General features: G+C 71.5%; 2 protein-coding genes. Both read right to left on the bottom strand.

Going from position 1 to position 14,944, the window contains the following annotated elements:
* Nucleotides 1–30: 30 nt before the first annotated feature.
* On the bottom strand, nucleotides 31–1,023 hold the full coding sequence (locus ACFXKA_RS09825; protein ID WP_379426847.1) for an ATP-binding cassette domain-containing protein: 993 nt from the start codon (nucleotides 1,021–1,023) through the stop codon (nucleotides 31–33).
* The gene (locus ACFXKA_RS09820; protein WP_379426846.1) at nucleotides 1,020–14,672 is read right to left on the bottom strand and encodes an amino acid adenylation domain-containing protein; all 13,653 of its coding nucleotides are present in this window, start codon (nucleotides 14,670–14,672) and stop codon (nucleotides 1,020–1,022) included. The genes ACFXKA_RS09825 and ACFXKA_RS09820 overlap by 4 nt, the downstream gene beginning before the upstream one ends.
* Nucleotides 14,673–14,944 lie beyond the last annotated feature (272 nt).

Below are 14,944 nucleotides of genomic sequence, written 5' to 3'. Positions count from 1 at the left end.
CGGGAGCTTCCGGTTCGGCGGGGAGGGTCGTCACGACAGGATCTCCTCTTGGACGGACTCGGGGGCGGGGACGTCCGGCTTGCGTTCGCCGGATTTGCCGGTGAGGGAAAGGAATACGTCGTCGAGGGTGGGCCGGTCCACGACCGCGTCGACCACGTGCACCCCGGCGTCGTCGAGGCGGCGCAGCGCCTCCACCATGGTGCGGCTGCCGTCGCCGACGACCACGGTGACCGTGTCGGAGCCCTCGTCGAATTCGGCTTCGCCGACGCCCACCTCACCCAGCACCTGCTGTGCGGGCGCGGGATCCTGGCCGGGCGCGAGGGTGACCGTGAGCTTGTCGCCGCCGATGGAGGTCTTCAGTTCGTCGGCCGACCCGCGGGCGATCACCCGCCCGCGGTCGATGACGGTGATGCGGTCGGCGAGGAGGTCGGCCTCCTCCAGGTACTGGGTGGTGAGCAGCACAGTGGTGCCGTCGTCGACGAGTTCGCCGATGACACGCCACATGTCGAGGCGACCGCGCGGATCCAGGCCGGTGGTCGGCTCGTCCAGCACGACCACCGGGGGCCGGCACACCAGCGCCCCCGCCAGGTCCAGCCGGCGGGCCATACCGCCGGAGTAGGTGCCCGCCCGCCGCCCGGCCGCGTGGTCGAGGCCGAGGGCGGTGAGCAGTTCGGTGGCGCGTTCGGCGGCCCGCTTGTGGTTCATGCCGTACAGCCGGGCCACCATGCGCAGGTTCTCGAATCCGGACAGGTTGGCGTCGATGGCCGCGTACTGGCCCGACAGGCCGATCCGGGTGCGAACGCGGGCCGGATGCTTCAGCACGTCCACTCCCGCGACGTGCACCGAGCCCGCGCTCGGGCGAAGCAGGGTGGTGACGATGCGGACCGTGGTGGTCTTGCCCGCGCCGTTGGGCCCGAGCAGGCCCATCACCGTGCCGGACGGGATCTCGAGATCGATACCGTCCAGCACCCGCACCTTGCCGTAATACTTCACCAGCCCTTGGACTTCCACGGCCAGACTCATCGCATACCCTCCCGCCGGGCTCGGATGGCTGCCAGCTGATCCCGCAACACCGGCCCGATGACGGCGAGGGATTCGGGCGTTGTCATGCCGGCGTGCGTGCAGCGCACCAGCTGGTCGTGCACCGCACCGGTGACGTAGGGCTGCCAGGCCGCGGCACAGCGGTCCGGGTCGGCCCGGTTGATCTCGTCGTCGGCGGCGGTGAAGAACAGCAGATCACCGTCGAAGACGCGGGGCCGGAACCCGTGCGCCTGCGCCGCGCCGTTCTCGTATCCGGTATAGAGCCGTTCCAAGTGCTCGACGGTGAGTGCCGCGAACGGCCCGGATCGCCCGCGGAGCAGTTCGGCCGCCTCGGTGAGCGTCAGGCGCGAATCGATGTCGGCGTCACCGCCGAGCAGGTCGGAACCGAATTCGGCGACCACGGCCGCCACCGACGGCACCGCGTCCTCGAGCCACCGGTCCGACAGCTGGTAGCTGTCCATCATCGCCAGCAACGCGACCTCGTCACCGGCCTCCTGCAACTGCACGGCGATCTCGTGGGCGATGAGCCCGCCCAGCGACCAGCCCAGCACCTGGTAGGGGCCGGTGGGCTGTACCGACTTCATGTGCGCCACATAGTGTTTCGCGGCCTCGGCGATGGTGCGGTGACCAGCCTCCCCGGCCACGTGCGGGGCCTGCAGGCCGTACACGGGCCGCTCCGGCGGCAGATGCGACAGCAGCCCGGCGAAGCACCAGGACAGGCCGATGGCCGGATGCACGCAGAACAGCGGCGGCACACCGGAATCGGCGACCGCACGCAGCGGCAGCACCGCACCCAGGGCCGCGGTCAGCGCGGCGCCCGCGTCGCCCTCGGCGGCGGCGAGCCGCCCGGCGATGGCGGCCGGGGTGGACTCGCCGAACATGGCCTGCACCGGCAGGTCGATGCCGCCAGCCCGCAGCTGGGCCACCACCTTGGTGGCCAGCAGCGAGTTGCCGCCGAGCTCGAAGAACCCGTCGTCGGCGCCGACCTGTTCGACGCCCAGCACGTCGGCGAAGGCGGCGCACAGCGCCTCCTCCAGCGCGGTGGCGGGGGCCCGGTAGCCCTCGCGGGCCGCGAACACCGGTTCCGGCAACGCCTTCCGGTCGAGCTTGCCGACCGGGGACAGCGGCACCCGGTCCAGCAGCATGATCGACTGCGGGACCATGTAGTTGGGCACCAGCTCGGCCACGTGCGCGGTCAGCTCGGCGGTGGTGGGCGCGGTTCCGGTGCGCGGCTTCACATACGACACCAGCGCGGTGGAGCCGGCCGGGGTGCGGTGCCCGATGGTGGTGGCGAACTCCACCTCCGGGTGCTTGGCCAGCGCCGTGTCGATCTCGCCGAGTTCGATGCGGAAGCCGCGGATCTTGACCTGGTGGTCGGTGCGGCCGACGTATTCCAGATCCCGTGCGCCGCCCTCGCTTTCGAGCCAGCGGACCAGGTCGCCGGTGCGGTACATGCGCTCACCGGGCTTGCCGAACGGGTTGGCCACGAACCGCTGTGCGGTCAGGCCCGGGCGGCGCAGGTACCCGCGCGCCAGCGCCGCGCCGGCCAGGTGCAGTTCACCGGTGACCCCGGCCGGGGCCGGGTGCAGGCGCGCGTCGAGCACGCTTGCGCCGACCCCGCGGATGGGTCCGCCGATGGTGATCTGCCCGCCGGGCGTCATGGGGTGCGAGATCACCGTGACGATGGTGGTCTCCGTCGGCCCGTACACGTTGTAGAGCCTGCGGCCCGGGGCCCACCGGCTGACCAGGTCCGGGGGCAGCGCCTCACCGCCGACCAGCACGTGCCGCAGCGCGGTCACGCCGGCCGGATCGACGGTGCCCAGCGCCGAGGTGGTGATGAAGGCGTGGGTGATGCCCTCCTCGATGAACACCTGCCCCAGTTCCTGCCCGCCGACCACGCCCTGCGGGCTGATCACCAGGGTGGCGGCCCCGCCGAGCGCGAGCAGCAGGTCCAGCATGGCGGCGTCGAAACTCGGTGTGGCGAAGTGCAGGACCCGGCAATCGGGACCGACGTCGAAGCGCTGCGCGGTTTCGGCGGCGAAGTTGGACAGGCCGCCGTGGGTGACGACCACGCCCTTGGGGATGCCCGTGGAGCCGGAGGTGTAGATGACGTAGGCCGGGTTGTGCATGCGCAGCGGCACGATGCGTTCGGCGTCGCGGATCGGCGCGTCGGAGGTGGCGAGCACCCGGCGCCGGAACGACGGCGCGTCCAGCATCGTCCAGTTGGCCGCGTCGGGCATGCGCTCCCGATAGCCGGACACCGTGATGCCCACGGCCGCACCGGAATCCAGCAGCATGTGGCTGATGCGCTGCTCCGGGTAGTTCGGGTCGACGGGCACGAACGCGCCACCGGCCTTGGCGATGGCCAGCATCACCGCCACCGATTCGGCCGAACGCGGAATCCCCATGGCGACCAGGGTTTCCGGGCCCACTCCGTAGCCGATGAGCACCCGCGCCAGCCGGTTGGTCCAGCGGTCCAGAGCGTCGTAGGAGATCTGGGTGCCGTCCGAGCGGACCGCGATGGCCGACCGGTTGAGGTTGGCCGCGGCCTCGAACACCTCCGGGAAGGTGATGGGCAGACCGGGCTCGGTGCCGCGGACCGGCGCCAGCGCCGACCATTCGGCCGAGTCCAGCACGTCCAGATCGCCCACGGCGGTGGCCGGATGCGCGGCGGCCGCGGCCAGCAGCCGCACGAACCGCTGTGCCAGCCGCTGCGCGGTCGCCGCCTCGAACAGGTCGGAGGCGTAGTTCACCGATACCGTGATGCCGTCGGGTTCGCGGCGCGGCGTCCAGGATTCGGTGAGGGTGAACTGCAGGTCGAACTTGGCGATGCCCGGGTCGGCGTCGTCGGCCTCGATGCGCATGGCCGGCAGCTCCAGCACCCGCGCGGCCTGGTTCTGCACCGACAGCATGACCTGGAACATCGGGTGATGCGCCTGGGAGCGCACCGGATTCAGCACCTCGACCAGGCGCTCGAACGGTACATCGGCGTGGGCGAAGGCCTCCAGATCGGTGTCGCGGACCGCACGTAGCAGGTCCCCGAACGCGGCGCCGCCGTCGATGTGGGTGCGCAGCACCAGGGTGCCGACGAACATGCCCACCAGGCGGTCCAGCGCCGGATGTCCGCGGCCCGCAATAGGTGTGCCGACCGTGATGTCGTCGTCGTGCGTCAGGCGATGCAGCAGTGCGACGAGTGCCGCGTGCAGCACCATGAACATGGTGACGCCGTGTTCGGCTGCCAGCGCCTGCAATTCGCGGTGGGTGAAGGCGTCGAGCTTGCACTCCACCGTGCCGCCCCGGTAGGTCGGCACCGGCGGCCGCGGCCGGTCGGCGGGCACGGAGAGCCGTTCCGGGATGCCGTCGAGGGCGCGCCGCCAGTAGTCGAGCTGGCGGCTGATCACCGAGTCCGGATCGTCCTCGCGCCCCAGCACATCCTGCTGCCACAGCGTGTAATCGGCGTACTGGATGGGCAGTTCGGGCCATTCCGGGGTCTGCTTGCCGGTGTGCGCCCGGTAGGCGGCGGCCACATCGGCGGCCAGCGGCTGCAGCGACCAGCCGTCCATGGCGATGTGGTGCACGACCAGCACCAGCACGTGTTCGGTCTTGCTGCCGGTCAGGCGCAGCAGGGCCGCGCGCACCGGCACGCTGGTGGCCAGGTCGAAACCGCCGGCGGTGATGCGGCGGATCTCGCCGGGCACCTCGTCCGCGGCGACCGTCCGCACCGGCAGCCCGACCGCCCCCTCGCCCGGCTCCAGGATCCGCTGGCAGGGTTCGCCGTCGATCTCCGGGAAGACGGTGCGCAGGGTCTCGTGACGGTCCTGCACGGCGTGCAGGGCCGCGCGCAGTGCCGGGATGTCCAGCTCACCGTGCAGGCGCAGGGCGACCGGGACGTTATAGGCGCCCAGCGCTTCTCCGTGCTCGCCGGCGTTGAACTTCTCCAGGAACCACAGCCGCCGCTGGGCCGCGGAGAGCGGGATCCGCGCGGGCCGGGTGCGCCGGCGCGGTTCCGGCCGCAGATCCGCCGAGGAGGATCCGGCGTCCAGGGCCGCGGCGAGTCCGGCCACGGTGGGCGCGGCGAAGACCGACCGCACCTCCACCCGCACCCCGGTGACGGTGGCCAGCCGGGCCACCAATTGGGTGGCCAGCAGCGAGTTTCCGCCGACCTCGAAGAAGCTGTCGTCCGCGCCCAGGGCCTCGGCGCCGACCAGCTCCCCCATCACCTCGGCGACCAGGCGTTCGGTGTCGGTCTCCGGTTCCCGCGAGACCCCGGCGACGACGGCCGTGGGCTGCGGCAGCGCCTCGCGGTCGAGCTTGCCGACCGGGGTGAGCGGAATGTGGTCGAGCAGGGCGAGGGCGCTGGGCACCATGTGCGCCGGCAGGTGCTCGGCGCAGTGCGCGCGCAGCTCCTCGAGATCGGGTGCGGCGGCGTGGTCCACGGGCAGCACGAACGACACGATGCGGCGCGCGCCCGCGATCTCGCGAACCTCGGTGTGGGAGAAGCGGATCGCGCGGTGGGCGGTGAGCACGCCGTCGATCTCGCCCAGCTCGATACGGAATCCGCGCAGCTTCACCTGGTGGTCGCTGCGGCCCAGGTAGACGATGTCACCGTCGCGGGTCCAGCGCACCACATCGCCGGTGCGGTAGAGGCGCGAGCCCTCCGGGCCGTACGGATCCGCGACGAACCGGGAGGCGGTGAGCTCGAACCGCTCGAAATAGCCGCGCGCACAACCCTGTCCGCCGATGTACAGCTCGCCGGGCACGCCGACCGGGACCGGGCGCAGGCGCTCGTCCAGGACCACGGCGCGGGCGCCACGGACCAGGTTGCCGATGGTGATGGGCTCGCCGACCCGCAGCGGCGAGGAGATGGTGACCACGATGGTGGTCTCCGTCGGGCCGTACACGTTGAACATCAGGCGGCCGGGGGCCCAGCGCGCCACCAGTTCCGGTCCCACGGCCTCGCCGCCGACCATGATCGCGCGCAGGTGCGGTAGCGGCCAGCGGTCCCGGTCGATGGTCGCCAGCGCGGCCGGGGTCATGAAGGTGTGGCTGACCTGTTCGCGTTCCATGAGCTCGGCCAGTTCGTCGCCGCCGTACACGTCGGGCGGGACGATGACCATGGTCGCGCCCGCGCAGATCGCGAACAGCAGGTCGTAGACGGAGGCGTCGAAGCTCGGGGACGAGAAGTGCATGGTCCGCGAGTCCCGGTCGACCCGCGCGCGCTCACGGACCTCGTCGGCGAAATTGGACAGGCCGCCGTGGGTGACGGCCACGCCCTTGGGTTTTCCGGTCGAGCCGGAGGTGTAGATGATGTACGCCAGATCCGTGGTCCACAGGGTGCCGGTGCGCTCGGCATCGGTGATGGGCCCGTCGTCGAGGACCTCGAGCTCGTCGAGCAGTACGGCGTCGTCGAGCAGCAGCCACTCCACGCTGTCGGCGCTGCCGGCGGCGTGGAGCCGGTCGGCGTGCTCGGTCATGCTGACACCCACCCGGCAGCCGGCGTCGGCGAGCATGTGCTGCACCCGGTCCGCCGGATAGTTGGGGTCCACCGGCACGAACGCCGCGCCGCACTTGGTGACGGCCAGCGCCGTCAGCACCGACTCCACCGACCGGGTCAGGCCCAGCGCGACCCGGTCACCCGGGCCCAGGCCGCGGTGGATCAGGGCCCGCGCCAAGCGGTTCGAATACACGTCGGATTCCAGGTAGGTGAGCTCGGTGTCGTCGAGCCGCAGGAACACCCGGTCGGCGTGGAGGTGCGCGGTGGCCGCGAAATAGGCCGCCAGGCTGCACTGGGGCTCCGGTGTGGGGCCCCAGGCCGGGGTGAGCATGTCGTGCTCGAGTTCGGTGCGCGCGTCGATGTCACGGATGCGCACGTGCGCGTCGGTGGTGACGGCGCCGAACACCTTGACCAGGCGCTCGGCCAGGATGCCGACCGTCGACTGGTCAAAAAGCTCGGCGGCGTAGACGAATTCGAAGGCCCGCTGGTCCTCGCCCGCGCCGGGCAGCACCCGCAGCTCCAGATCGAACTTGGCCAGCGCGATATCGAGTTCCTCGGCCTGCAGCGACAATCCGGGCAGCCGCAGCGCGGGCACCGGGGTGTCCTGCACGGTCAGCGCGACCTGCAGCAGCGGGCTCGCGCCGTAGCGGCGCTGCCCGGCATCCGCGGACTGCAGTTCCTCCACGACCCGCTCGTAGGGCACCTCGGCGTGCGCCATGGCGGCCAGTTCGGTGTCGCGGTCGGCCTGCAGCAGTTCGGCGAAGCTGCGGTCGGGGTCCACATCCGAGCGCAGGATCAGCGTGTTGACGAACATGCCGACCAGATCGTCGAGGCGGGTGTCGGTGCGCCCGGCCACCGGGGTGCCGACGATCACGTCACGGCCGCCCGTGACCACGCGCAGCAGCACGGCGAGCGTGGAGCGCATCACCATGAACACGCTGACGCCGTGTGCCCGGGCGACCTCGGCGAGCCTGCGCTGCACGGCTTCGGGCACCTCGAACCGCACCGATCCGGCCCGGTGGGTGGGTTCGGCCGGGCGGGGCCGGTCGTAGGGCAGCGGCAGTTCCCCGGGCAGCTCGGCCAGCGCGTCACGCCAGTAGGCCAGCTGGGTGGCGGCGGCGCTCTCGGCGTCGTCCTCCGTGCCGAGAATCGCGCGCTGCCACAGGCTGAAGTCGGCGTACTGCACCGGCAGCGGCGTCCAGGTGGGGGCCGCACCACCGTGGCGGGCGGTGTAGGCGATGGCCAGGTCTCGGGTCAGCGGGCCCAGCGACCAGCCGTCGGCGGCGATGTGGTGCAGCGCGATGCCGAGCAGGTGCCGGCGGGTTCCGGTGCGCAGCAAGGTCATTCGCAGCGGGATCTCGCGGGTCAGGTCGAAGCCGCGCCGCGCCAGCGAGCGCAGGGCGTGGCGCGCGCCGACCTCGTCGGTCTCGACCACGTCCAGGACCGGCAGGCACCGTGCGGTGTCCAGCACGACCTGGTAGGCGCCCTGGGCGTCCTCCGGGAAGACGGTGCGCAGCACCTCGTGGCGCTCCGCCACGTCGGCCAGCGCCGCCCGCAACGCGTCGATGTCCGGATCGCCATCGATCCGCAGCACGAATGCGATGTTGTAAGCGCTGGATTCGGGGGAATATCTGTTGAGGAACCACAGTCGCTGCTGCGGCAACGACAGTGGCACGCGCTCCGGGCGCGGCGTATGCACAGCCAGCGCTACCCGCTCGGCCCGGGGCGCTTCCGCCAGCCGTGCGGCCACCCCGGCCACCGTCGGCAGCTCGAAGATGTCGCGCACCGGCAGCTCCACCCCGAACTCGCTGTGCAGGGCCGAGGTCAGGCGGGTGGCCAGCAGCGAGTTGCCGCCGATCTCGAAGAAGTTGTCGTCCGCACCCGGCATGAGGCCGCCCAGCACACTGCCGAAGATCAGCGCGACCTGTTGCTCCAGTTCGGTTTCCGGGGCGCGGGTGGGCGCGGCGGCCACGAACTCCGGTGCGGGCAGCGCCTTGCGGTCCAGCTTGCCGGTCGGGGAGACCGGTACGGCGTCGAGCACGGTGAGCGCGGCGGGCACCATGTAACCCGGCAGCCGTCCGCGCGCGGTCTCGAGCACCGCGGCCGGGTCGATGTCGGTGTCGGCGGTGAGATAGGCCACCAGACGCGGGATTCCGCGCTCGTCGTGGTGAACGACGGTGAGCGCGAAGGTGACTCCCGGATGCGCGGCCAGCACGTGGTCGATCTCGCGCAGTTCGATGCGGAAGCCGCGGATCTTGATCTGGTCGTCGGCCCGGCCCAGGAAGCGTAGTTGTCCCGCGCGGTCGGCGACCACGAGATCGCCGGTGCGGTACATGCGTTCACCGCGTCGCCCGTGCGGGTTGGCCGGGAATTGTTGCGCGGTCAGGCCGTGCCGGCCCAGGTAGCCGCGGGCCAGGCCGGGACCGGACAGGTACAGCTCGCCCGCCACGCCCGGCGGCACCGGGTGCAGGCGGCCGTCGAGCACGAACAGCCGCATACCGCGCACGGGCCCGCCGATCGGCACCGGCTGCCCCGCGAGCATGGGCCCGGTGGCGGTGGCGGCCACGGTGGCCTCGGAGGGGCCGTACATGTTGTGCATGCGCCGCGCCGGGCGGCCGGGCCGGGAATCCGGTGCGGTCCAGACCTCGACGAGGTCCTCGGGGCAGGCCTCGCCGCCGACGATGACGGCCTCCAGCTCCGGCAGGTCGGCGGCGGGCACGGTAGCGAGGGCCGCGGGCGTGACGAAGGCGTGCGTCACGTGCTCCTCGCGCAGGATGCGAGCCAGCTCGGCGCCGCCGAAGACGCCCGCGGGCACCACCACGATGGTGGCCCCGGCCGCGAAACCGAGCAGCAGCTCCAGCACCGACGCATCGAAGCTGGGCGACGAGAAGTGCAGGGTGCGAGCCGAATCGGTGACCTTGAACAGGTGCATCTGCTCGTGCGCCAGCGAGGCGATGCCCGCATTGGTGACGACCACGGCCTTGGGCTTGCCGGTGGAACCGGAGGTGTAGATCAGGTAGGCCGGGCCGCCGATGCGCAGCGGGTGGTGCCGGTCCGCGTCGGTGACCGGGGTGTCGGGGAACTGCGCGCATTCCTGCGTGAGCTGCTCGGAGCCGAGCAGCAGCCAGTCGACGTAGCTCTTGCGGTGACGGCCCCGGTTGCCGGGCCAGGTGGTCGGCATGTTCTCGCGCCGTTCGGCATTGGTGATGCCGAGCATGGCGCCGGAATCGGCGAGCATGTGGGCGATGCGGTCGGCCGGATAGTCGGGGTCGACGGGCACGTACGCGGCACCGGTCTTGGCCACCGCCCACACCGCGAGGATGCTCTCCAGGCTGCGCGGCAGCGCGATCGCCACCACCACCTCCGGGCCCGCGCCGTGCTCGATCAGCACCCGCGCCAGGCGGTTCGAGCGTTCGTCGAGCTCCCGGTAGGTGGTGTCGACGCCCAGGTAGCGGACCGCGACCGCGTCGGGCACCCGCTCGGCGGTGTCGCTGAGCAGCCGGGCCAGGGTGATGCTGGGCACGGCGGGGGAACCGACGATGGGCACCAGCTTCGCGATCTCCCGGACGTCCAGCAGCGGCAGGTCGCCGACCGGGGTGGACGGGTCGGCGACCGCGGCGGCCAGGAGCGCGCCGAAGCGCCGCGCGATGGCCTCCACCGTGGTCCGGTCGAAAACGTCGGCGGCATAACCGAATTCGGCGATGAGTCCGGCGGCCTCGGCGGGGACTCCGGCCGGTTCCTGGACGGTCAGCTGCAGATCGAACTTGGCGACGTCGGTGGCCAGGGGCACCACCTCGGTCTCCACGCCGGGCAGGTCGACATCCAGCTCGGGGTTGCTGTCGTAGGACAGCATCACCTGGAACAGGGGGTGCCGGGCGGCGGAGCGCTCGGGATTGACCACCTCGACGAGTCGCTCGAACGGCACGTCGGCATTGGCGAAGGCATTGAGGTCGGTTTCGCGGACCTCGGCGAGCATGCGGTCGAACCCGGCGGCCGGGTCCACCCGGGTGCGCAGCACGAGGGTGTTGACGAACATGCCGACCAGATCGTCGAGCGCCGGATCGCTGCGCCCGGCGATCGGCGTGCCGATCACGATGTCGGTGGTGTTGCACAGGCGCGCGAGCACCGCGGCGAGCGCGGCGTGCAGGACCATGAAGGTGCTGACCCCGCGTGCGGCGGCAACCCCGGCCAGGGCCCGGCGGGTCTGCGCGGAGATGTCGAACTCGACGGTGCCGCCGGCGGTACTGCGGTGCCGCGGTCGGGGGCGGTCCAGCGGCAGGTCCAGCTGGTCGGGCAGGTCGGCGAGCGCGGCGCGCCAGAAGGCGAGCTGCCGGGCCAGGGCGCTGGCCGGGTCGGCCTCGTCGCCGAGCAGTTCCCGTTGCCACAGTGCGAAATCCGCGTACTGCACCGGCAGCGGCGTCCACCGCGGCGCCGCGCCCTGGGCGCGGGCGGCGACCGCGGTGATGATGTCGCGGCTCAGCGGGGCGATGGACCAGCCGTCGCCGCTGATGTGGTGCAGCACCACCAGGAACAGGTGGGTGTCGGGCCCGATGGCGTACAGCGCCACCCGGACCGGGGCCTGGCTGCGCAGATCGAAGCCGTACCCGGCGAATTCGCTCGCCAGCGCGACCGCGTCCTCGCCGGTGGCGTCGATGGGATCGAGGGTGAGCGGGATCTCCGAGGCCGGGTGCACCAGCTGGCAGGGCCCGTCGGGGGTGTCGGGGAAGGTGGTGCGCAGGCTCTCGTGCCGTTCCAGCACATCCACCAGGCCGGCCCGCAGCGCCGGAATATCCAGGGGCCCGGTCAGTTTCACCGCGAAGGCCATGTTGTAGGCCGCCGCGTGCTCGGCGAACCGGTTGAGGATCCACAGCCGCTGCTGGGCCAGCGACAGCGGAAGTTGTTGCGGCCGTTGCCCGGCCACCAGTTTCGGGGAGGTGTTCTCCGGCTCCGCGGCCGAGAGCCGGGTAGCCAGCGCGGTGACGGTGGAGGTTTCGAACAGATCGCGGATGGTGAGCGACGCGCCGAGGGCCGCGTTCACGCGTGCGACCGCCCGGGCGGCGGTCAGCGAGTTGCCGCCGAGGTCGAAGAAGCTGTCCTCGACGTCGAATTCGTCGGTGCCGAGCACCTCGGCGAAGATGCCGGTGAGCTGGTGTTCCATGGCGGTGCGCGGGGCGGCGACGGGCCGGGCCGGGCGGCGGGCGCCCGCATCGGGTGCGGGCAGCGCCTTGCGGTCCACCTTGCCGTTGGCGCTGAGCGGTAGCTCGTCCAGCACCATGAGGTACGACGGCACCATGTAGCTGGGCAGGGTCCGGCGCACCGTGGCGGTGAGGTCGGACACGTCGAGGTCGCCCGCGCCGGGGGCCGGCACGACGTAGGCGATGAGCTCGTCCCCGCTGCGGCCGCGGCGGGCCACGCACACGGCGCGCGCGACGCGGGCGTCGGCCAGCAGGACGGCCTCGATCTCGCCGAGTTCGATGCGCAGGCCGCGCACCTTGATCTGGAAGTCGCTGCGGCCCAGGTATTCCAGGACGCCCGCGGTGCCGGTGCCGCGCCAGCGCACCAGGTCGCCGGTGCGGTACATGCGGGCGCCGGGGGTGAACGGGTTGGCCACGAAACGGTCGGCGGTGAGGGCGCCTCGGCCCACATAGCCCCGGGCCAGCTGGACGCCGGCCAGGTACAGCTCGCCCACGACGCCCGGGGCGACCGGCTGGAGCCGGGCGTCCAGCACATAGGTGCGGGTGTTCCAGATGGGCGAGCCGATCGGGACGTCGGTGCTGCCCGGAGTGCAGTGCCAGGCGGTGACGTCGACGGCGGCCTCGGTCGGGCCGTACAGGTTGTGTAGCTGCGGCGCGTCGGCGCCGCTGCCGAGGGCGGCGTGGAAATCGGCGACGGTGGCGGCGGGCAGCGCCTCACCGGAGCAGAAGACCCGTGACAGTCCGGTGCAGCCCCGCACATCGGTGTCGGTGAGGAACACCGACAGCATGGACGGCACGAAATGCGCGGTGGTGACGCCCTTCTCGGCGATGACGCGGGCCAGATACGCGGGATCGCGGTGCCCGTCGGGGGCGGCGATGACCAGGCGGGCCCCGATCTGCAAGGGCCAGAAGAACTCCCACACCGAGACGTCGAAGGTGGCGGGGGTCTTCTGCAGCACCACGTCGGAGGAGTCGAGCGGGTAGGCGTCCTGCATCCAGCGCAGCCGGTTCACGATGGCGGCGTGGGTGACGCCGACGCCCTTGGGCGTGCCGGTGGAACCGGAGGTGAAGATGACGTACGCGAGGTGGTCGGGACGCAGCGGCGCGGTCCGATCGGTATCGGTGACCGGGCGGCCCGGGTGCCGCGACACATCCGCGGTGTCGATGTCGAATCGCGGTGCGGTGCCGGGCATGTCGAGGCTGTCGCGCGACGCGGTGAGCACGCACAGCGGCCGGGCCTGGTCGAGGATGGCCTCGATGCGGTCGGCCGGGTGGTCGGGGTCGATGGGCAGGTAGGCGGCGCCCGCCTTGACGATGGCGTACATGCCGACCAGCAGGTCGAGGCTGCGCCGGACGGCCAGGCCGACCAGGGCGTCGGGTCCCACGCCGCGCGCGATGAGTTCGCGGGCCAGCCGGTTGGTGCGCTCGTCGAAGGCGGCGTAGGTGAGGGTCTCGCCCTCGAAGTCGAGCGCGATCTGATCGGCGGAGACGGCGACCCGGTCGGCGAACAGCCCGGCCAGGGTGCCCTCCTGGCGGGCCACCTGGGTCGAATTCCATTCGCGCAGGACGCGTTCGCGTTCCGGATCGGTGAGCACCGGCATGTCGGCGACCGGCGTCTCCGGGTCGGCGGACACGAAGCGGGCCAGATAATCCAGCAGCCGGTCGTGGTGCGCGGCGAGTTCGGCATCGCTGTAGAGGCGCGGGTTGGCCTCGAAGTCGATGTGGATGCGATCGCCGAGGCCGTTGTAGAGGTTGATCGACAGGTCCTCCACCGGGCCGGTGGACAGCACGTTGATGGCGCCCATCAGGCTGCCGAACTTCAGCTCGCTGTGGAAGAGCATGAGGTTGACCATGGGGCCGAAGAAACCGCGGGCGTCGCGCGAATAGCCACAGTCCCGGCGGATGTCGTCGCTGCGATAGCGCTGGTGGCGCAGGGCGCCGGTGATCTGCAGCTCGACCGCGCGCACGGTGTCGGCGACGGTGTGGGTGTCGGTGAACTGCACGCGGATGGGCACCACGTTCGAGACCACACCGCTGGAACGGCGTAGCGCCACGGTGGTGCGCGCGGACACGGGCAGGCTCAGCACCACGTCCTGGGTGCCGGTGACGGCCCGCACGTAAGCGGCCAGGGCGGCCACGAACAGCGCGGAGCTGTTGGAGCCGGAGGCAGTCGCGGCGGCCTCGACGGCGGCCTGGGCGTCATCGGCGAGCACGCCGGTCGCGCTGCGGCGGCCGGCGTCGGACACCGCGGGCAGCATTCCGTTGCTGGACAGGGTGATCGGTTCGCCGGCGCCGTCGAGCTGCTGGCGCCAGTAGTCGCTGTCGGTGACGAAGCGGCTGGTCTCCCGGTAGCGGTTCTCGTCGGAGTAGATGGTGGCCAGCGGGGTGGCCCGGGAGTCGGCCGGCTCGTCGTGGGCTTCGAGGGCCGTATAGATCTCCGCGGCGCGGGTGGTGGCGTTCATGGCGCCGTAGCCGTCGATGACGATGTGGTGGCCGCGGCTGTACCAGATCCAGTCCGAGTCGCCGACCTGCAGCACCACATTGGTGGTGAGCGGGTCGTGCTCGATGTCGATGGGCGAGCTGGCGTGCTCGTTCATCCAGGCGAGGGCCGCGGCGCGCGGGTCGGTCTCGGCGCGCAGGTCGTAGCGGGCCCAGCCGGGCCGCCGGTGGTAGTCCACCAGCTGGTGCGGCACCCCGTCGATCTCGATCAGGCGCACGTGGCCGACTTGGCTCTCGGCGCCGTAGCGCTCGATGGCGTACAGCAGGCGGCCGACGTCCAGGTCGCCGTGAATCTCGACGTATTGCGCGATGGTGAGGGGGATGTCGGGCCGTATGCGCTGGGCGTACCAGAGAGCCGACTGCGCGGGAGAGAGCGCGAAAGGTTGAGCCGAGAATTCACCAGAAGAACATTGGTCGACACGGTCGGTGGCCAATGAACTCATCAAAAAACTCCGTTCTGCCGCTGTAGACGCAACTCCCCGAGCCCCGAAAATCGATCACGGTCCGCCCCGATGGCCCGGCGATCGCGCGCATGCGCGAGCCGTAGGACGTGATCCACGTCCTATGATTCGGAGCATCCCGCCGAGCGGATCGGTGGTGATCTCGAGTTGTCCGCAACGAACGGGCGTTGACGGCGCGAAGATTAAGTTCAGTTACCCCATAGCAAACCTCGCTAGGATCGCTTAACTCGCCTAAGGAAACCGCACGACCACAG

The organism is Nocardia sp. NPDC059228, assembly GCF_042754245.1.
In the GTDB taxonomy this organism is placed as follows: domain Bacteria; phylum Actinomycetota; class Actinomycetes; order Mycobacteriales; family Mycobacteriaceae; genus Nocardia.
This window is presented reverse-complemented; position numbering and strand designations above follow the sequence as displayed.

Excerpts from the sequence above, each read along its gene's own strand:
- ACFXKA_RS09825 (WP_379426847.1), bottom strand. The coding sequence starts at position 1,023 with ATGAGTCTGGCCGTGGAAGTCCAAGGGCTGGTGAAGTATTACGGCAAG.
- ACFXKA_RS09820 (WP_379426846.1), bottom strand. The coding sequence starts at position 14,672 with ATGAGTTCATTGGCCACCGACCGTGTCGACCAATGTTCTTCTGGTGAA.